The 19,217-nt window shown below is 71.3% G+C and carries 14 protein-coding genes; 3 read left to right on the plus strand and 11 right to left on the minus strand.

Going from position 1 to position 19,217, the window contains the following annotated elements; translation table 11 throughout:
• Positions 1-18: 18 nt before the first annotated feature.
• From ACLQ3F_RS30370 to ACLQ3F_RS30390, 5 genes are all read right to left on the minus strand, one after another.
• On the minus strand, positions 19-423 hold the full coding sequence (locus ACLQ3F_RS30370) for a roadblock/LC7 domain-containing protein (protein WP_030490280.1): 405 nt from the start codon (positions 421-423) through the stop codon (positions 19-21).
• Between the two features lie 16 nt (positions 424-439).
• The gene (locus tag ACLQ3F_RS30375) at positions 440-2,839 is read right to left on the minus strand and encodes a sensor histidine kinase (protein WP_425853033.1); all 2,400 of its coding nucleotides are present in this window, start codon (positions 2,837-2,839) and stop codon (positions 440-442) included.
• A 250-nt stretch (positions 2,840-3,089) separates the two neighbouring features.
• Positions 3,090-3,572 carry a helix-turn-helix transcriptional regulator gene (locus ACLQ3F_RS30380; RefSeq protein ID WP_355010085.1) on the minus strand — a complete coding sequence of 161 codons (483 nt, stop codon included), beginning with the start codon at positions 3,570-3,572 and terminating at the stop codon, positions 3,090-3,092.
• 263 nt (positions 3,573-3,835) lie between these two features.
• Entirely contained in the window at positions 3,836-5,128 is a 1,293-nt protein-coding gene (locus tag ACLQ3F_RS30385) for a cytochrome P450 (protein ID WP_425853034.1), read from the minus strand.
• A 462-nt stretch (positions 5,129-5,590) separates the two neighbouring features.
• Complete coding sequence (locus tag ACLQ3F_RS30390; RefSeq protein WP_425853036.1) at positions 5,591-7,945, minus strand: AbfB domain-containing protein; 2,355 nt, start codon at positions 7,943-7,945, stop codon at positions 5,591-5,593.
• Positions 7,946-8,200: 255 nt separating this feature from the next.
• Here ACLQ3F_RS30390 and ACLQ3F_RS30395 point away from each other — a divergent pair, with 255 nt between their 5' ends.
• From ACLQ3F_RS30395 to pdxY, 3 genes are all read left to right on the plus strand, one after another.
• Positions 8,201-9,217 carry a LacI family DNA-binding transcriptional regulator gene (locus ACLQ3F_RS30395; protein WP_425853037.1) on the plus strand — a complete coding sequence of 339 codons (1,017 nt, stop codon included), beginning with the start codon at positions 8,201-8,203 and terminating at the stop codon, positions 9,215-9,217.
• Between the two features lie 151 nt (positions 9,218-9,368).
• Complete coding sequence (locus ACLQ3F_RS30400) at positions 9,369-10,163, plus strand: S1 family peptidase (protein ID WP_357198698.1); 795 nt, start codon at positions 9,369-9,371, stop codon at positions 10,161-10,163.
• 177 nt (positions 10,164-10,340) lie between these two features.
• Positions 10,341-11,192, plus strand: a complete 852-nt coding sequence (pdxY, locus tag ACLQ3F_RS30405; RefSeq protein ID WP_425853039.1) for a pyridoxal kinase PdxY — start codon at positions 10,341-10,343, stop codon at positions 11,190-11,192.
• 50 nt (positions 11,193-11,242) lie between these two features.
• On the opposite strand, the gene ACLQ3F_RS30410 is transcribed toward pdxY, so the two are convergent.
• From ACLQ3F_RS30410 to ACLQ3F_RS30435, 6 genes are all read right to left on the minus strand, one after another.
• Positions 11,243-11,575, minus strand: a complete 333-nt coding sequence (locus ACLQ3F_RS30410) for a putative quinol monooxygenase (protein ID WP_357198703.1) — start codon at positions 11,573-11,575, stop codon at positions 11,243-11,245.
• Positions 11,576-11,584: 9 nt separating this feature from the next.
• Positions 11,585-14,830: an ATP-binding protein gene (locus tag ACLQ3F_RS30415; protein WP_425853040.1), complete on the minus strand. Its 3,246-nt coding sequence runs from the start codon at positions 14,828-14,830 to the stop codon at positions 11,585-11,587.
• Positions 14,827-15,540 (minus strand): hypothetical protein, encoded by a 714-nt coding sequence (locus ACLQ3F_RS30420; protein WP_425853042.1) that lies wholly within the window; start codon positions 15,538-15,540, stop codon positions 14,827-14,829. The genes ACLQ3F_RS30415 and ACLQ3F_RS30420 overlap by 4 nt, the downstream gene beginning before the upstream one ends.
• Positions 15,537-16,640: an endonuclease domain-containing protein gene (locus ACLQ3F_RS30425; protein WP_425853044.1), complete on the minus strand. Its 1,104-nt coding sequence runs from the start codon at positions 16,638-16,640 to the stop codon at positions 15,537-15,539. The genes ACLQ3F_RS30420 and ACLQ3F_RS30425 overlap by 4 nt, the downstream gene beginning before the upstream one ends.
• Before the next feature lie 74 nt (positions 16,641-16,714).
• Complete coding sequence (locus ACLQ3F_RS30430; protein ID WP_357208433.1) at positions 16,715-18,133, minus strand: PQQ-binding-like beta-propeller repeat protein; 1,419 nt, start codon at positions 18,131-18,133, stop codon at positions 16,715-16,717.
• Positions 18,134-18,195: 62 nt separating this feature from the next.
• A complete protein-coding gene (locus ACLQ3F_RS30435; RefSeq protein ID WP_425853046.1) occupies positions 18,196-19,155 on the minus strand; it encodes an acetamidase/formamidase family protein in 960 nt (319 codons plus the stop codon).
• Positions 19,156-19,217 lie beyond the last annotated feature (62 nt).

Genomic DNA, 19,217 nt, shown 5'->3' on the forward strand with positions numbered 1-19,217 from the left:
GTGGGGGCGCCGGGGTGGTCAGCGGCTGCGGGCGAGCGCCGCCCGGGCAGCGGGGGTCAGCGCGTCCCCGATGCGGTTGGCCAGCTCGGTCATCTCGTAGGAGACCTTGCCCACGTCACACTCGGGCGCGGCGAGCACCAGCAGCGAGGCGCCGTCGTTGAAGGCCATGGAGAACATGAACCCGCCCTCGAGCTGGGTGACGTTCGAGATCACCGCGCCGGCGTCGAAGAAGGCCGCCGCCCCCCGCAGCAGGCTGACCAGCCCGCTACCCGTGGCGGCCAACTGGTCGGCCCGGTCCGGTGGCAGGTCGCGGGTGGCGGCCACCATCAGGCCGTCGCTGGAAATGGCGATCGCGTGGCTGACCTCGGTCGCGCGCGCCGCGAAATTGTCCAGCAGCCAGCCGAGATCCTGTTGGTCGGTCACGTGCTCTCCTGTCGCGTCATTTGTTTCCGAGGTTGATCGGGGTGCGCCGTCGGTTGGCCACGCCCCGCGCGTACGCGGCCATCGCCGTGGCCACCTGCGCCGGGTCGCGGTACTCGGACCGTTGCTGCTGCTGGGGCACTGTCACACCGCCGGGCACGAGGTGCCGTTGCGGCTGGCGTTTGGGCAGGCCGGAGTTGGTGGTCGTGGCGACCTCGGGGGTGTGGGCCTGGGCGGCGGTACGCCAGGCCTCGTCGGCGGGACTGGACCACTGCTGACCGTTCTGGCCGTTCTGGCCGTCGACGACGTCGTTCTGGAACCAGTGGTTGACCTGTTCGAAGATGAGCAGCTCCTCGGTGGGCGCGTCACCCCGGTCCGGCGGTGGGGGAGCCGGTCGGAAGACCGGCGCGGCCGGCAGGGTTCGTTCGGTCGGTGGGCGGCCGGCGGTGGGCTCGGGGCGCGGCTGGTAGGGCGGAGGCGGGCTGGGTGTGCGAGCTGCCCGCCGCGACAGCCGGCCGGGTGCGAGCAGGTACTCCTCCGGTGGCAGCGACCGGATGATCGCCGCGGGCAGTGTCGCCTCGGCGAGGATGCCGCGTCGGGGGCCGCGTCGCAGTTGGACGGTGACGCCCAGCCGCGCCGCGAGCTGGCCCACGACGACCAGCCCCATCGCCCGTACGGCGGCCACGTCGATGGCCGGCGGGTGCGCCAGCAGCTCGTTGAGTTGCTGCATCCGCTGCGTGGACAGCCCCACGCCCTCGTCGCTGATCTGGACGATGACGCGGTCTCCGAGACTTCGGCCGCTCACCCAGGTCTCGCTGCCCGGCGGCGAGTACGTCGTGGCGTTGTCCATGAGTTCGGCGAGCAGGTGCACGACCTCGTCGACGGTCTTGGCGGCCACCGCGACGTCCCCGTCGATCATGCCGAGGCGGACCCGTGCGTAGTGCTCGATCTGGGACAGCGCTGCCTGGAGCACCTGCTGAAGCGGAACGTCGCGCTGGCGTACGCGCCCCACGCCGACACCGCCGAGCACCAGCAGGCTGGCGTTGATCCGGCCCATCCGGGTCGCCAGGTTGTCCAGTGTGTACAGCTGGTCGAGCCGGTCGGGGTCGGTTTCGTCCCGCTCGACCAGGTCGACCTGGGCCAGGACGGCGTCGACCAGTCGCTGTTCGCGGCGGCTCAGGTGGATGAAGATGTCGGCGGTGTTGGCGCGCATGACGGCCTGTTCGGCGGCGGTCCGCACGGCGGCCTGGTGCACGGCGCTGAACGCCTGCCCCAGTTCGCCGATCTCGTCGTCGCTGGACGGCTCGAGGGCGGCACTGGACTGCTGGTGGGCCAGCTTGTGTGGGTCGACGGCGGCGCTGCCCGGCTGTTGGAGCTGGGCCACCACGGCGGGGAGCTGTTCGAAGGCAACGGCGTTGGCCGCGTCCCGCAGCCGGCGCAGCCGTCGGGTGATCTGCCGTGCGACGGCCCAGGTCACCAACGCGGTCAGGATCAGGGCCAGGAGGACACTGGCCGCCTCGGCGACGGCGCGGCGGCGCTGGTCGGCGTGCGCGGCCCGAACGTCGTCGCGGACCGCGTTGTCGACCCGGGCGCGCAGGTCGGCCAGCCGGGCGGCGCGCGTCTGGGTGGTCGACACCCAGTCGTCGGTCTCCAGTTTCAGTTGCGACCCCGGCTGGGCTCGGGCCACCTCGTCCTGCATTCGTTGCAGGGCCAGCGCCTCCTTGCCGGTGCCGGCCTGCTCCCACCAGATGCTCCAGTCGGGTGGAGCCAGGGCCAGGAAGGACAGGCTCGACTCGGTGTAGCTGGTGCGGGCGGCGGTGATGTCCTGCTGCATGGCCGGGGTCAGTTCGCCGCCCGCGACGGCGCGCAGCACGGCCACCTGTTGCTGACCGATGGCCTCGGCCGTCTTCGACAGCGCCGCCGAGGCCCGGATCCCGTCGGCGAGTGGGGCGTCCACCACGCCGTGTGAGACGTTCTCCCGGAAGTTGATGAGGTCGGCGATCGCGATGCGGTAGCTGAAGGTCATCGCCGATACCGACGCGTGCGTGGCGGTGCGCACCTGGGTGCGCAGCGGGGCGAGGCCGTCCAGGGCGGCGTCGATGCGCCGCAGGAGAGCCGAGCTGGTGCCGTTGTCGGTGGCCAGTCGGTCACGCTGCCCGCGGTAGCGGGCGACGGCGTCATCGGTGGCGGCCATCTCCACGCCGAAGGTGTCCTGCTGCTCCGGCCGGGCGTAGGTGAGCAGGTCGGCGGCGGCGATGCGTTCGCGTTGCAGGCGGTAGGCCAGGTCACCGGCCTCGGCACCGACCTGGGCCAGGATCTGAAGGTCGCTGGCGCGGGCCGTCTGGCGGGCGCTCTCGGTCAGTGCGAGACCGGCGAAGCCGATCACGGCGACGAGCGGGGCCGCGACGATGAGCCGCATCCGGCCGGCTATCTTCCAACCGCGTCGGCGGGTCGGGTAGGGTCTGGCCGCGTGGGACCGGGTGCTCGACGCCAAGATTGACTCCCACGACTTCGATGACGGTCTATCCGCACGTTGCCGAATGCAAGTCCCATTCGGCCGGAAGCCGCGCTCATAGACCAGACCTGGCCGTGGTACAAACTGCCCGTACCAGCATCTGTACCCAACGTCAGCGGCCGGTGACGCCGCGAGGTCGAGTTGGCTCGTCGGGTCAGCGCTGGTTGTCGAGGGGTTCGGCCGACGGGTGCCGCCGCTCCGGTTCATCCGGTTCGGGTTGACCGTTGAGCACCTGGCCGATCAGCTCACGCAGCTCGTCGATCGCGTCCACCACGGCGCCCGGGTCGCGCGCGTCGCGCCGGCCGCGCTGGCGCGGCACCTGCTGATCCAGTCGAGCCGGCTCCGGGGCGCGGGGGCCTCGGCGACCGTCGGCCGCCAACTGCTCGGCCGCGACCTGCGGCCACAGCGCGGCCAACTGGCCGCCGGTGCCGAGCACGTCGTCGCAGCGCAGGGCGAACTCGTGACTGCCGAACCGGCGACCTGACTCGACCGCCGCGACCGTCTCCCGGCTGAACCGCACCAGGTCCGCCAGGGCTCGTTGGGTCAGACCCCGTTGGACGCGGCAGTCGCGCAACTCCCGTCGGAACCGCTGACTGGCCGCAGAGTGGGCCGAGCTCGACGGGGACGTGTGCTCCATGCGCTCACCTTCGTGGAACGGACATTCAGCGGCGGACGCCAGATCGAGATTGGCCGATGAGCCGAACATTCACAGAGGGCAATTCTTAACCCAGGAAGCGATGGGTGTGAAGACGTTCACCGGCATGGATCGTCGGGAAAAGCCGGAAAGATTCTCGCCGGACCCGGCGCTGGCACTGAGGCGCGCCGGGTGAAACGGGCCGACGCCGACCCACCCCACCCTCGACCCGTCCGCAGGTCAGCACCGCTGGAGCCGGTGCCCGCTCAGCCCGCGCGCACTTCGGCCGTCGCGCCGTTCCGTGCCGCCGGCACGTCGGTGGGCGCCGGGACGTCGATTATCGCGAGCAGCGTGCGGTGCGCACGAAACGCGACATTGTGTTTGTACGACCGATGTTGCTCCGGTGACAACCTCAGCTCGGGAATGGATTCGGCGAGTCGGCTGAGGGCGATTACGGCTTCAAGTCGCGCCAGTCCCGCGCCGATGCAGAAATGTGGACCGTGGCCGAACGACAGGTGATTACCCGCATCGGCCCGGTGTGGGTCGAACCGGTCCGGATCATGGAACGCCGCCGGGTCCCGGTTCGCCGCGCCGATCAACAGCAGGCAACGCTCCCCGGCGGGGATCGTCACCGTCCCCACCGTGACATCGCGGGTGGTCACCCGCAGCCAGCCGTCGATGGCGGGCGCGAACCGGAGCGTCTCACCCACGAAGGCGGGGACGAGCCCCGGGTCCGCGGTGATCGCCGACCAGCGCTGGGGAGCGGAGAGGGCCTGGTCGAGGGCGTGCGCGAGCAACCCGGCGGTGGTCTCGTGGCCCGCGACCAGGAGGTTGAAGGCGAGGCTCGCCACCTCGGGCACCGTCAGCACGCTGTCGTCGTCGTCCCGGTAGTCCAGGGCGCGGCTGATGAAGTCCTCGCCCCGGTGTCCACTGTCCACCCGCTGGCGGACCAGATCCTCGCAGTAGTGCCAGAACTCCAGCAGGTCCTGGGCCAGGCGTACCTGCTCGGCCGGGTCCGGCTGCCCCCAGATGAGGGCGATCTGCCCGTCCGCCCAACTCCGGATCCGCCCGATGTCGGCGGCGGGCACCCCGAGGATGTCCAGGACCACCAGCAGGGGAAGCTCGGTCGCGAACTCCGGGATCAGGTCGACCTGGTCGCCCTGGCGGGCGGCGAGACGGGTCACCAACTGGTCGACCCGGCGTCGGATGATCGCGCCGTACTCTGCCTCGACCCGCTCGGCGGTGTTCGCGAAGGTCGCCCGTAGGGCCCGCCGGGTACGCGGGTGTGTCGGTGGGTCCGCCGCGGCCGTCGTGGGTGGCGCGTCGATCTGCATGATGACGTTCAGCGCCGGTGGACACACCTCGTAGACCGGGGCGAGGGTGAGGGCGTTGGCGAATGTCGTGGCGTCGGCGAGGGCCCGTCGGACGTCCGCGTGCCGGCTGATCAGCCACAGGCCCAGATCCTCGGCGTAGTGCACCCCGGCAGGATCGTCGAGAATGCGCCGCCACATGCTCGCCGGATCGGCGAGATAGACCCCGGTAAACGGATTCAACCGCATGGAAAGCCTCCTGGTGCACGCGGCGCGAAATCGGCAGCGCCCCATTGGCGATCCACTTCAGTCTGGCCGATAATGGCGTGCATCTGCCTCTGGCTCTTTACGGTGCGCTGGTCGGCCGTACAAGTCAAGATTGGTTATCGTCTATTTATTGGTCGGCATAATTGCGTGTTGCAACAGCCGAGTGAATCTGGCCGGATGCAAGTTGCGGCTCGGTCCTTGCCCTGAAGCCGACCCGGCCGGGCGGTGCAATCAACTCGCCGCTTTCGCTCATGATCGGGGAAACGACACCCGAGACGAGGAGTGACGCCGGGGTCCGGTCACCGACCGTGCCGACGACCCTGGCGCTGATGAAATCGGTCGGCGGAGTCGGCCCGCGACACCGTCCACGCCTCGCGGGGGTTCCGGTCCACGCCGGAACCCCCGCCCTTCTTTCGTCGTGACGGCCCGGTCAGTGCCCAGCGGTCAGGGCGCCCACGGGGTGGCGATGTTCCATGTGCTGTCGGCGGTCCACGACGTCGGCGTGTTGTACGCGTCGCCGCCGGCGCCGTTGCTCAGCCAGACCTCCGCGTTGTAGTGCCGCAGGTACCTACCCCGGAAGTTGTACGACTCCAGCGACACGCCGGTGCCGGTCAGCCCGGTGCGGGCGCACCAGGTGGCGTCGGCGCGCAGCAGCGCGGAGCCGTCGTCCGGCGAGTTGCGGACCCGGGAGTTCTGGTGGCGCAGGTACTGCCCGGGAAAGTTGACCGACTCGAACGAGAAGCAACCGGAACCGGCCAGGCCGGGCCTGATGGTGTACGTGGCGTCGGCCTTGAGCAGGCTGGAACTTGCGGCGTCGACCACCTCCGTGTAGGCCAGGCTGTCCTGGTGACGTAGGTAGCGGTTGGTGAAGCCGGGCGTGGTCACCTGCAACGACCGGCGGGTGTTGACGGGCAGGGCGACGGGTGCCGAACTGCCGATGGTCTTCGAGGCGTTGATCAGGGCGGTGTTGGCGGCGCGTACCCGCGCCTGGTCCATTTTGATCACCTGGCGGTCGTAGGTGATGAACCCGTTCAGCTCACCCTCCAGGTCGGTGATCTCGGTGTAGATCGAGGCGCTGAGCCCCTTGCCGAGCATCAGGTTCTGGGTGCCCTGCACCAGCCCCACGTACCGGTCGGTGAGGGCGGTCGAGCTGGACTGCCACTCGTAGGCGAAGAAGCTGCCGCTCGGGCTGTACTCGTGGCCCGGCGTGTGCAGGCCCAGGCCGCCGAACTCACCGAGCACCGCGATCCGGCTGCTCGACGGTACGGGCGAGTCCGGGCCGAGGTAGACGTGCCAGTCGTCGATGTCGCCGTTGCCGGGGTTGCCGAGGGACTGGCAGCAGTTGTGGCCGCTGTGCGGGTTGACCAGACGTGTCGGGTCCTGGTTCTTGATGTTCTGCGCGACCCGCCGGGTGTCGGCGAGGGACCGCTCGCCCCAGCCCTCGTTGTAGGGCGTGTACGCGATCACGGCGGGTGAGCTGCGGTGCTCGTCGACGATCTCGCGTGCCTCGGCCTCGAACTGCGCCTGCTGGGCGTCGGTGGGGTTGACGTCCTGTGCCGTCAGCGACGGGATGTCCTGCCACACCAGCAGTCCGAGCTGGTCCGCGTGGTAGAACCAGCGCTGCGGCTCGACCTTGATGTGCTTGCGCACCATGTTGAAGCCCAGGTCCTTGTGTTTCTGAAGGTCGAAGGCGAGGGCGGCGTCGGTGGGCGCGGTGTAGAGCCCGTCCGGCCAGAAGCCCTGGTCGAGGGTGCCGACCTGGAACACGAACTGGCCGTTGAGCTTGGGACGCAGCACCCCGTTGACCAGGCCGGTGGTGATCTCCCGCATGCCGAAGTAGTGCGTGGTGCGGTCCACTGTGGCGCCGGTGGTGCCGCGCACTGTCACCCGGAGGTTGTAGAGGAACGGGTCGTCGGGTGACCAGCGGCGGGCGTTGGGCACCGGCACGCTGAAGTCGGTGAAGCCGCCGGTGGCCGAGCCGACCACCGTGGTGCCGTTCAGCGCCTCGGCGAGCACGGTGTGGCCGCTCACGTCGCCCCGGGTGAAGACCCGGACCCGCACTGTGTTGTTGCTCAGGTTGGGGTAGACGTCCACGCTGCTGATCGAGGCGGCGGGCACCGGCTCCATCCACACCGTCTGCCAGATGCCGGAGCTCGGGGTGTAGAAGATCCCGCTGGGTGTCTTGGTCTGCTTGCCGATGGCGGGCAGGCTGCCGTTCTGCCGGGTGTCGGTGGGGTCCCAGACCTTGACGACGATCTCGTTCGTCCCGGCGGTGAGCTGGGGCGTCACGTCGAAGGTGAAGGCGTCGTAGCCGCCGGTGTGCGCGCCGACGCGGACACCGTTGACCCAGACGGTGCTCTGCCAGTCGACGGCGCCGAAGTGCAGCAGGGTGCGCCGACCCGACCAGTTCGCCGGGATGGTGACGGTGCGTCGATAGAACAGATAGTTGCGGTTGTCGTTGGCGGCCCGCTGGATGCCGGACAGGGCGCTCTCCACCGGGAACGGCACGTTGACCCGCTCGGGCAGGTTGGTGCCGAACTGCGGCGCGTCGTCGGTCGTCGACTGGCGTAGCTGCCACTCGCCGTTGAGGTTGAGCCAGTCCGGCCGCGTCATCTGGGGTCGCGGGTACTCGGGCAGTGGGGTGCCGGTCAGGGCCTGGCTGGTCCAGGGGGTGGTCAGTGGTGGCGTCTTGGCGGGTGCGGCGTATGCCGGCGAGGCGGGCGCGGTGAGGACGCCGGCGACCAGGGTGAGGATGAGCAGCAGTGGCAGGGCGGGGCGGATGGGGACGTGACGTGTCATGCCGTCTCCGGGGGGCGAGTCGCCGCGGGCGGTGCAGCCAGGCCCGAAGCGCGTGGGTGGTGGGCATCGGGTGGTCATTGACGGGGGACGGGCGTCAGCGACGGATGTCGGTGGGATCTCCACGCGCCAACGGCGGCAAGAAGATTGACATCCATCATCACCTGTATAACGTTATAGAGCCGCGCCGACCCTCCCGTCAATGCCCGTTCATCAATGTCCGGTCGGCCCGCCTGTCGAATTCGCGAAAGGTTGGGGATGGGCGTCAACCTGAAGGACATCGCCCAGCGCGCCGGTGTCTCGCTGGCCACGGTCTCCAACGTGGTGAACGGGTACCGGCCGGTGGGGGAGCGGACCCGACAACGGGTGCAGCAGGCGATCGACGAACTCGGCTACAGCCCCAACCTCGGCGCCCGGCACCTCCGTCGGGGCCGTACCGGCCTGATCGCCCTGGCCGTCCCGGAACTGACCAACCCGTACTTCGCCGAGCTCGCCGAGATCGCCATCTCCGAGGCCGCCGTGCTCGGCTACACGCTCGTCATGGAGAACACCGCAGCGGACCGGGAGGCGGAGATGGCGCTCCTCGACGGCTCGCGACAGCGCATCATCGACGGCCTGATCCTCAGCCCGGTGCGCATCGGCCGGGAGGAGGTGCTGGCCCGGTCGGCCGGCAGCCCACTCGTGCTGATCGGCGAGGGCGTCTACGACGTGCCACACGACCACATCGCCATCGACAACGTCGCGGCCAGCCACGCGGCGATCCGGCACCTCGTGGCGATCGGCCGCCGCCGGATCGCGTTCATCGGCGCCACGCCGGGAGGTGACCGGCAGTCGGCCCACCTGCGGGTCCGGGGTTACCGGGAGGCCCTGGCGGCCGCCGGCCTGCCGTACCGACAACGGCTGGTGGCCCGCACCGACGCGTTCGGTCGGCTCGACGGCATGCGCGCCATGCGTGACCTGCTCGCCCTCGGTGATCCGCCGGACGCGGTGTTCGGTTACAACGACCTGGTCGCCATCGGCGCGCTGCGGGCGCTGGCCGAGGCCGGTCACCGGGTGCCCGAGGACGTCGCGGTGGTTGGGATCGACGACATCGAGGAGGGACGGTTCACTGCCCCGACCCTCACCACGATCGCCCCGGACAAGAGGGAGATCGGCCGTCTCGCGGTGCGCCGCCTTGTCGCCCGCATCGAGGGCACCGAGGTCGCGGGGCCGTTGACCGTGCAGACACCGTTCCGGCTTCTCCGCCGGGAGAGCACCGGCACGCCGGACGCCTGACCGCCGGTCGCCCGCGCGCGGTGCGAGATCCATACCGCCGGTGGTACGACCCAGAGAGGATGACCCGCTAGATCCATAGACCTCAATATGATGACCGCTATCTCGACTGCGGTGCGCTCACGAGGCGTGCCATCCTGATGCGGAGGAATGCATGGTTCGCTGGCGTACCCTCACTGGCCTGCTGGCCACCGCGTTGGCCGCGGTGACCGCGGCCAGCCTCACCCTCACCGCGCCGGCTGCCGCGGCCGACAGCCCCATCACGCCGAACGTCGTCGGTGGCACCCGCGCCGCGCAGGGCGAGTTCCCGTTCATGGTCCGTCTCTCGATGGGCTGCGGCGGGGCCCTGTACAGCCCCCGGCTGGTGCTCACCGCGGCGCACTGCGTGGGCGCGACCGGCACCAACACCAGCATCACCGCGACGCTCGGGACGGTCGACCTCCAGTCGTCCAGCCGGATCACCGTCCGGTCCAACTACGTCTACCGCGCCCCCGGCTACAACGGCGCCGGCCGCGACTGGGCGCTGATCCGGCTGGCCAGCCCCGTCACCGGACTGAGCACGCTGCCGATCGCCAGCACCACCGCGTACGACAGCGGCACCTTCACCGTGGCCGGCTGGGGCGCCGCCCGCGAGGGCGGCAGCCAGCAGCGGTACCTGCTCAAGGCGACAGTGCCGTTCGTCAGCGACTCCACCTGCAACGCCAACTACGGCGGGGATCTCATCCCCGCCCAGGAGATCTGCGCCGGCTATGCCAGCGGCGGCACGGACACCTGCCAGGGCGACTCGGGTGGCCCGATGTTCCGCCGCGACGCCTCCAACGCCTGGATCCAGGTCGGCATCGTCAGTTGGGGCAACGGCTGCGCCCGGCCCAACTACCCGGGTGTCTACACCCAGGTGAGCTACTTCGCCTCGTCCATCGCCTCGGCCGCGGCGAGCCTCGGCGGCTGACCGTACGACGGGACGGCCACCCAGCGCGTTGGTCGCCCCGCCACCGCTCGGGCGGCCCGGACGACACGGTCCGGGTCGCCCGTTCGTGCCGTCCCGACGCGCGGGCGGCGAGTGGGCCACCCGACAGAAACGGCGGGCCGTCGGTGCGCCGCCGGCCGCAGCGGCGATGATGGGCCGGTGAAGATCCTGTCCATCCAGTCGTCTGTCGCCTACGGTCACGTCGGCAACTCGGCGGCGGCCTTTCCGCTGCAACGCCTCGGGCACGAGGTCTGGCCGGTCCTGACCGTGCACTTCTCCAACCACACCGGGTACGGGGCATGGCGCGGCCCGCTGCTCCCGGCGTCGGACGTGGCCGAGGTGATCGCGGGCATCGAGGACCGGGGCGTCCTCGGCAGCGCCGACGCGGTGCTCTCCGGCTACCAGGGCGACCCGGCCGTGGGCGCGGTGATCCTCGACGCGGTGGCGACGGTGAAGGCGACCAACCCGGCCGCCGTGTACTGCTGCGACCCGGTGATGGGCGACGCCGGCCGGGGCATGTTCGTCCGGCCGGGGATTCCGGAGTACCTACGGGACACCGTCGTGCCCCGTGCGGACATCATCACGCCGAACCACTTCGAGCTGGACTTCCTCGCCGGTCGCACCACGAACTCGCTCGCCGAGGTGCTGGACGCGGTCGACGTGGTGCGGGCGACCGGGCCACGGCACGTCCTGGTGACCAGCGTGCTCCACGGCGACCTGCCCCCGGACTCGCTGGAGGTGGTGGCGGTCTCCGACGAGGGCGCCTGGGCGGTGACCACGCCGCTGCTGCCGATCAACCCGAACGGTGGGGGCGACGTCACCGCGGCGCTGTACCTCGCCCACCTGTGGACGACCGGCTCACCCGCGACCGCGCTGGAACGCACCATCGCCTCTGTCTACGCGGTGCTCGAGGCCACTCTCGCGGCGGGCACCCGGGAGATCCAGCTGATCGCGGCGCAGGACGTGATCGCCGACCCGCCGGCCCGGTTCACCGCCCGCCGTCTGCGCTGACGGCGGGTCCCGGACCGGCTGCGTCGCCGACGGTCGCGGACCGGTGGCGGTCAGCGGCCCTCGGGAACGGCCATCTCGCCGAGCAGCGACCAGTCCTCCTGCGGCACCGTGGCGTTCACGATCCGCGGGGTCTCGGCCAGGTACGGCGGCAGAGTCTCCTGGGCCGCGCGGAAATGCGCCGACTGTACGTGCGCCCCGCCGGCCTGGTCGTCGCGGAACGCCTCGACCAGCACGTACTCGGTGGGATCGTCCACGCTGCGGGACCAGTCGAACCACAGGCAGCCCGGCTCCGCCCGGGTCGCCTCGGTGAACTCGGCGGCGATCTGCGGCCACCGGTCGGCGTGCTCGGCAAGGACCCGGAACTTGGCGGTAATGAAGATCATGGCCCCAGGCTACCCAGCCGGGCGGGCACGGGCGACGACCTCCTCGGGTGTCAACGGCGCCTTCGGGTGGTGCGTCAGGCACAGCGGGGTACGGACCTTCACGAACGAGAACCCCTCCCCGGCGGCGTAGAACTCGCCGCTGTTGAGCAGGCCGATGTCCGGCAGCCGCCCGCCCTTGGCCTCGGCGAGCTGGCGGGCCGCGTCGATCTGCGCCGGCGCGTTGAGCAGCCCGAAGAACTGCGTCGTCGCATTGCCGGAGATCTGGTTGTGCAGACCCTTGGGCGCCTGGGTGGCGAAGACCAGCCCGAGCCCGTACTTGCGGGCCTGCGAGGCCAGCGCGATCGAGCTGGCGGTGCAGGCAGTGGTGCCGGTCGAGGGCGCGAGCGTCTGCGCCTCGTCCATCACGAACAGCCCACCCAGCGGCCGGTCACCGGCGGGGTGCCGCTTGATCCACGCGAAGAGCGCCATCTGCAACTGGTTGACGAAGCTCTGCCGCTCCTGGTCGGAGGTCAGGCCGACGAAGCTGATCACCGAAACCCGGGCCCGCCGCCCCGCCGACGGCGTCAGCAGCAACCCCGGGTCGGCCGGCGCGCCGACCCCGCCGAAGAGCGGATCGGTGACCATCGCCGCCTTGAGCGCCTCGGCCAACTCCTCGGCGAGCTTCCCGGCACGGGCCAGCCGACTGACCCCCTCGGGCAGATCGGTGAGGAACTCAGTGAAGCCGGGCAGGCCGACCATCCCGCTCCGCGCGTACGCCTGGAGTGCCTCGGTGAGCACGGCCTTGCCCTGCTGGGCGAGCCGGCCGGAGCGGTCCACGCCCGCCCGTGGCGCGAGCGCCTCCACGGCGGAGCGGACGGCCTGGTCGAACTCGTCGGGCCAGTCCCGCAGGGAGGTGAAGTCGGGCAGTGGCTGGAAGCTCAGCGGCCGACCGGCGGTGACCCGGGGCGTCCACACCACCACCTCGGTGTGTGCGAGGTAGTCGGCGGCGCGTTCGGCGTCGCCGGGGCCCCAGCCGGCCGGCGGGTCGGGCCACGGGTCGCCGAGCCGGGCCAGGTCGTTGTTGGGATCGAGCACGATCGCGGAGACCCCCTCGCGGGCGCACTCCTCGACCAGCCGGCGGATCAGCACCGTCTTGCCCGAGCCGGACCCGGCGAACACGACGGCGTGGCGACGCAGCGACTCCAGGGGAACCGTGAAGGGGTGAGCGCCGTCGACGGTCCGGCCCAGCCCGACCGCCCGACCGCCCTCGCCGACCACGAGGTCGGCCTGGTCAGCGGGTATGGGCTCGGCCACCGCACCGGTCGACACATCGGCGGGAGCGTCGGCCTCCGACACCTGCGACGGGTCGGATTCAGGACCACCGGACGGTGGCTCGTCGTCGGGCGTCGGCGGCTGGGCGCCGCCGCGCGTCCCGTCGGGCCCGGGCAGGACCGCGCGGAACAGTTCGGTGCCGCTGGCCGGACGGCGGGCCACCAACCACTCCTGCAGGGCCGTGGACGGTTCGGCCGCCATCACCCGCAGGGCCGCGAAGACCCGCAGGTCCGCCTCCGACACGGCACACCGCAGGCCGCCGGCCGCGTCGAAGCCGGTCAACACCTCGGTCGTACGCTTCCCGGTCGGCCACGGACCGTTGCGCAGCAGGATCAGCCGCCGTTGTGGCAGGTCCCGGTCCAACCCGGCGAGGGTGCAGGCGGCCTTGACCCGGGCGGTGACGGCGATGGCATTGGGGTGCGCGATGGCCCGGAAGCACCAGTGCGCCTCGTTCTCGGTAGCCTCGTCGAGCACCTCGATGAGCCGCCCGTGCAGCGCGGGTTTACGGCCGGGCGGCGGATCGTACTTGTAGGTGGCGCCGGTCGGCGCCTGCTCGGCGATCCAGGCGGCGAGGCCGGCGGCGAGCAGCGGCGGCATGTGCTCGTCCTCGCCCGTCGGGTCGACTGCGGCCGACACGTCCGCGGCCTCGACCAGTTCGGCGAACCGCGCGTCCAACTCGTGCAGGCGGCGCTCATCCCTCGTCGGATCGGCGGAGGCGCCACGGGCGGTGCTGACGGTCGGCGTCGAGTCGGCGCCGTCGATGAGCCGATCCAGCTCGATCACGTCGTCGCGATCACGGCACCAGGCGATGTGGCGGTCCACCCGTCGGAGCAGGGCGCGTGGCGTCAGGGCGGGTGCGTCGGCGAAGGCGGCGGGGGCGATCGGCCAGGTGGGGTGCGGTGGCCCGAAGTACATTCCCGCGTAGGCGGCGGCGAGGCGCTTCGCCACGATGGCCTGCCCGATCTCCGGGGTGGGGATCCGGTCCGGCAGGTGCGCCGTACGGAAGCGGTCGGCGACCGGGGTGGGCGCGGTGCGGGTCATCAGCACCCAGGTGTCCGGCAGGCACGAGACGACGACCAGCGTGCGGCGGGTGATGTCGCGGAGCTTGAGCAGGCCGTCGGCGATCGGGCCGAGCACCTTGGCCTGGCCGTCCTCCAGACCCTGATGCTGGTTGAGCAGTGAGGTGCTGGTCTGGGCGAACAGCGTGTCGAGCTGGTCCACGGCGATGACAGTGGGGTCCAGGGTCAGGGCCATCAGCCGGGAGATGTCCTGCACGACCTGCTGGGGGGTGCGGATCGCGGCGCTCAGTCCCCACGCCGCTCGTGCGGCCGGGTCACCCGGTTCGGAGATCAGGTGGGCGTAACCGACGTCCTGTGCCTCGAAGTCGATGGCGCCGTGCAGGACGAGCGCCCGAGCGGTGTCCTGCGCGTCCCGCCCGACCTCCCGATCGCGCTCGCGCAGCGCCCAGATGAAGGTGTCGAGGTGCGCACGGGTCACCGGTCGGGTGCCGGCGACCGCGTCGCGCACCTCCACCGGCAGGCCGAGATGGGGGGTGAGTCGACGCAGGAAGGTCTTCAACTGGGTGCCCCAGCCGACGTGGGGGCGGCCCATCCCCTCCACCAGGGCCAGGGCCACGCTCTCCCAGAACGTCTTGCCACTGACCATGTCGACCAGGAAGAAGTAGCCGCCGTCGCCCTGGATCCGTTCGCGGACCGCCCCGAGCAGGTGCGTCTTGCCGGCACCCGCGCGGCCCTGCATGGCCACGCCGAGCGGCATGCTCGTGTCGTCGGTGCGGGCCCGCGCCACCCCGCGCAGGATCTCCGCGGCCACCTTCTCGTGCAGCTCCGGCACGTTGTGTGGGCTGGGTCGCCAGACGTCGTCCGGGGTGACCGCCGGGTTGAGACTGACCGCGTCCAGCGCGGCCCGATGGTCCTCCGAGATCATGCCGGGCCGATCGCCAGGGCGTGGTTGTCCTCGTTCCCGATGCGCACGGCCGCAGCCCGGTCCCGTGCGGTCAGTGACTTGGTGTTCGCCACCGGGATGATGCGGACGTCCTCTCGGCCGACCATCGCCCGCAACGCCGCGTCGAGAGCCGCCCGATCGGTGTCGGCGAGTCGGTCGCGGACGTCGGCGAGGCCGACCCACGCGCCCGGCGCGGTGGCCAGATCCCGGTACGCCGAGCGGACCAGTGCCTCCACCTCCGCAGCGGACACCGGTGCCGCCGGTGCGACGGTCGCCCTCACAGTGGGTGCCGGTGCTTCGGGTCGCGGCTCGTTGACGGTGGCCGTTGCCCCGGTCTGCTTGAAGAAGTCGCCGTGGCTGACCCGGAGCCGGTCCAGCGAACGGTGCAGGTTGGACAGGACGACGAACAGGGACCGGGTCGTCGAGCCACCCGCCTTCGGCGGCGCGGCGGTGTGCAGCTGACGTGCCACCCGCCAGCCCTGCTCGGTCAGCTCGTGGGCGAACGGCCGGTGCGTCCGATCGGTGTCGACCAGGCCCAGGTCGACGAGCTTCGTGTTGTCCTTGCCGGTCAGTGTGAAACCGGCCAGCTCTTTCAGCTCGACGTTGGTGAGTCGGCGTGCCTCGACCATCAGCACCACGAGGGCGTTGATCTGGTTCGGCGTCAGGTGCGGGACGTCCGCCGGGCTCGTCATGATGTCTCATCTCCGTGGGGGTGCGTGCCGCCCGCACGTCGCCGGACCAGCAGCCGACGGATCCCGTCGACCACCGCCGGCGCGTCGGTGAGCACCTGCTCGTTGGTGAAGCGGAGCACGTCCAGCCCGAGGAGTTGCAGCTGCACGTCTCTCCGCCGGTCGTTGGCGAAAGCGATTCGCCCACGATGCTCCGGGCCGTCCACCTCGACCGCAAGACCCTCTGTGGGCCAAAACAGATCCAGACGGTACGCCGCGGCCAGGACGTGCCACTCGTAGGTCTGGTTCCACAGCCGGCCCCGCGCCCAGTCGTGCGGCGCGAGCGCGCGTTCCAACGCTTGTTCGGCGGGGCTGTCACCGCGGGGTACGCCGGCGATCGGCGGCCAGGCCAGCACCGTCGACTCCGGCTCGGCGGCGGTGGCCGGGAGCCGTTCGGTAGTGCCGGCCAGACCGGTGAACCGCGCCGGCACCGGCATCGGCACCGCGCGCACCCGGTCGGCGTGGCGCAGTGGCCCGCCGGCCAACCACACTGTGAAGCCACCGTGCCGCACGAGCCACTCGGCGGCGGCCACCAGCGTCCGCTCGGCGTCGGCGTCCAGGTCGGGCAGGGCCACGACCAGCACGCAGCTCTCCCGGTCGTACGCGCCGGAGATCACCCGGGCGAGCCCGGCGGCGCGTACCCCCGGGGCGAAGCGGGACCGGCCGGCGGGGCGGCGCGGGCCGCGCAGCCCTCGCTCGGCGAGGTCGGCCAGGAACGGGCCGAAGTGCCGGGAGCGGGCGGCGGTACGGGCCGCGAGTGCCCGCACCGCCGCCACACTGAGCGCGCCCTCGCTGTCGAGATGGTCGGCCCCCGTCAGCCAGCGGGGGAACATCGCGAGGGCGGCGGTGTCCAGTTGGTCGAGCAGAGTGTCCACGAGGTCACCGAGAGAACCCGTCACAGCGGGCCGGTAGTGCACCATCGCGGGGGCTGCCGGGGGTAACGGGTCGAGTGCCACCCGTAGCAGTTCCGGGTCGATGCCCGGCAGGTGACTGACTCGCCCCGTCGGCGGGGCAGCCCACCAGGCCCTGCTGGCGTCGCCGTCGGGGCGGACGGGGTGTGCCATGGCGGCACCCTACGACAGCGACGGGTGCGGCCGGGGACCCCTCGGTGGCGAGGGGCCCCGGCCCCGCCCGCCGCTCAGCGCAGCCGGCGGATGTCGCCGTACGCGCGGTAGTAACCACCGCGGCTGGACTCGCGCACCTCGGTCACCAGATAGCGGGCGCCCGGCTCGCGGATCCCCTTGGGGAACTGCACCGACCAGTCGCGCCGGTAGCCGTCGGAGAGCACCTGAACCCGCAGCCGCCCCCGATCGTCACGACACTGCACGACCACGCCCGCGCCCGAGTCGCTGGTCACCTCGACGATCGTCGGTTGCACCGGCTGGGGCGCCTGGCGGGGGGCCTTGATGTCGCGTACCTCGGGCACGTTCCCGGCCTGCGCGGCGCGGATCGCCGGCTCGCTCGCATCGATGCAGGCCAGATGGCCGCCGGTGGTGACGACGTAGAGCCGGTCGTCGTGGTACTGCATGGAGTACGCCGAGCCGCAGCCGGTGCCGAGCTTCCACAGTCGGGTGCCCGCCGCGTCGAAGCAGTAGATGGAGGACTGGCTGTCACCGGCGAAGACGTACTCGCCGCCCTCGGCGGTGGCGCAGGAGAAGACCGGGGCGTCGCAGCGGTAGGTGCGTTCGAGCCGTCCCGACTTGGACAGCCGCACCACCTCGCGGGTGCCCGTCCCGGCGAACACACTGCCGTGCTCCTGCCAGCCGAAGAGCACCGAACCGGTGGTGGTGTGCCACAGTTCGCTGCCGGTACGCCATTCGTAGCCGGTCACGCCCCGCGAGTGGCCGTGGTAGATCGCGTCGTCGTCGCACCGCACCATCCAGGCCGAACGCCCACGACCGGGGCGACGCCACAGGAACTCGTCCTCATGGTCGACGGCGGTGATCCCGCCGTCGGCGTCGGAGACGCCGAGGACGCCGTCGTGGATGTCCAACCAGTAGATGTCGATCTCCGGGGCGATCGCGTACGCCACGCGGGGAACCTTGCCGGACAGGTCGTAGACGTTGCCGTCGTCGCAGCCGGCGTAGATCCAGGCGTCGTCGGCGACGATGCACTTGACCCCGTCGGGAAGGCGGACCTGGCTGCGCACCTGGGCGTTGTGGTCGAGCGTGGTGATGACGCCGTGCTCGTTGCCGACCATGCAGTGCTGCCCGTCGACGAAGATGCCGAAGGCGGGGGCGCCGGAGTCGTAGCGCCAGAGCACCGGGGCGGTGTGGGCGGTGGAGCGGGTGCTGACGATCTGCCGCCGCGACACGGTGCGCTTCTGACGCACGCCGGGGACCGCCGGCGCGTAGCCCTTGCGGACCTTCTCCCCGATCTTCTTCGCCGCGGCGGCCCGGGCCCGGGCATTGTCCGGATAGGCGCTCGCCTTGACCTGCCCCTGGTCGCCGATCCGGCCGTAGCGCACCGTCAGCGTGGCGTTGTCGACGATGACCTCGTAGAACTTGTGCGCACCGTCCACTTCGGACAGTTCGAGGTAGGTCGTCTCCTGGGACATGGGGGGCCTCCGAGGGTCAGCGAGCGGCGCGATCCGGCCGGCGCGGCGACAGTGACCACACGTTAACGACGCCCCCCGACAGAACCGGCGTCCGGCCAGCGCAGCGCGTCGTCGCGGAGCACCGCGTGCGCGCCGACGCTCTGGTTGACGATCTGCGTCACCCGCACGTCGACGGCGATGCTGGCCAGCGCCACCGCGTCCGAGCGGCTGAGGCCGTGCAGTCGCTGCATCAGGGTCAGCATCGAGTCCAGGGCGGTGAACGTGGCGTCGTCGAGGGTGGCGCCGACGCCCATGGTCAGCCACGCGTCGGGGGTACGGGCCACCGGACCGGTGACCGGAAAGTCGTCGCGGACGTCGATGGTCACCGTCACCTCGTCCATCGGACACTCGATCGCGGTGCCGCCGACCTCGCCGTCACCCTGTACGGCGTGTCCGTCCCCGACGGAGAAGAGCGCGTCGTCCACCGGGATCGGCAGCAGCAGGGTGGTGCCGGCGGTGAGGTCCCGGCAGTCCAGATTGCCGCCCCACGGGCGCGGTGGGGTCGTCGAGTGCAGCCCCGGCTCAGCGGGCGGCATGCCGAGCACTCCCATGAAGGGTCGCAGCGGAACAGTGTGCCCGTGCTGGTTGCGGCCGGTCATCGTCGCCGGGTCCAGCGTCCAGGCGTGCACCACCTGGTGATCCTGCACGCCGTAGTGCTTGTTGAACTCGCTCGGCCAACCGCCGGCCACTGTGGTTCCCCAGCTGCCCGGGACGACCGCGTCGATGCGTACCGCGAGGGTCTGACCAGCGCGCGCACCGCGGACCGCGACCGGACCGATCAACGCGTGTCCGTAATCGGGGCGGTGCTGCGGCACTCGGGGCCGGTCCCGGTTCGGCCCGCCGGGGTACGGGCCGGCGGACCACCAGCAGTCCAGGGTGCTACAGGTGACGGTGTCGCCGGGATCGATGGTGAGCACGGGCGGGAGATCGGGGGAGAAGTGGCCGTGCAGGCTCTCATTCCCCGGGGTGAGGGTGTGTCGCATCTGTGCAGGCTAGTGGCAGCTGGTCCGCGCGCCGGATCGCCAGGTGCGCGGTGGGTGCCGGG

This window comes from Micromonospora sp. DT15 (genome assembly GCF_049841475.1).
Taxonomy (GTDB): domain Bacteria; phylum Actinomycetota; class Actinomycetes; order Mycobacteriales; family Micromonosporaceae; genus Micromonospora.

Excerpts from the sequence above, each read along its gene's own strand:
- ACLQ3F_RS30395 (WP_425853037.1), top strand. The coding sequence starts at position 8,201 with ATGGGCGTCAACCTGAAGGACATCGCCCAGCGCGCCGGTGTCTCGCTG.
- ACLQ3F_RS30420 (WP_425853042.1), bottom strand. The coding sequence starts at position 15,540 with ATGACGAGCCCGGCGGACGTCCCGCACCTGACGCCGAACCAGATCAAC.
- ACLQ3F_RS30435 (WP_425853046.1), bottom strand. The coding sequence starts at position 19,155 with ATGCGACACACCCTCACCCCGGGGAATGAGAGCCTGCACGGCCACTTC.
- ACLQ3F_RS30385 (WP_425853034.1), bottom strand. The coding sequence starts at position 5,128 with ATGCGGTTGAATCCGTTTACCGGGGTCTATCTCGCCGATCCGGCGAGC.
- ACLQ3F_RS30400 (WP_357198698.1), top strand. The coding sequence starts at position 9,369 with ATGGTTCGCTGGCGTACCCTCACTGGCCTGCTGGCCACCGCGTTGGCC.
- ACLQ3F_RS30425 (WP_425853044.1), bottom strand. The coding sequence starts at position 16,640 with ATGGCACACCCCGTCCGCCCCGACGGCGACGCCAGCAGGGCCTGGTGG.
- ACLQ3F_RS30390 (WP_425853036.1), bottom strand. The coding sequence starts at position 7,945 with ATGACACGTCACGTCCCCATCCGCCCCGCCCTGCCACTGCTGCTCATC.
- ACLQ3F_RS30410 (WP_357198703.1), bottom strand. The coding sequence starts at position 11,575 with ATGATCTTCATTACCGCCAAGTTCCGGGTCCTTGCCGAGCACGCCGAC.
- ACLQ3F_RS30375 (WP_425853033.1), bottom strand. The coding sequence starts at position 2,839 with ATGCGGCTCATCGTCGCGGCCCCGCTCGTCGCCGTGATCGGCTTCGCC.
- ACLQ3F_RS30415 (WP_425853040.1), bottom strand. The coding sequence starts at position 14,830 with ATGATCTCGGAGGACCATCGGGCCGCGCTGGACGCGGTCAGTCTCAAC.
- ACLQ3F_RS30430 (WP_357208433.1), bottom strand. The coding sequence starts at position 18,133 with ATGTCCCAGGAGACGACCTACCTCGAACTGTCCGAAGTGGACGGTGCG.
- ACLQ3F_RS30380 (WP_355010085.1), bottom strand. The coding sequence starts at position 3,572 with ATGGAGCACACGTCCCCGTCGAGCTCGGCCCACTCTGCGGCCAGTCAG.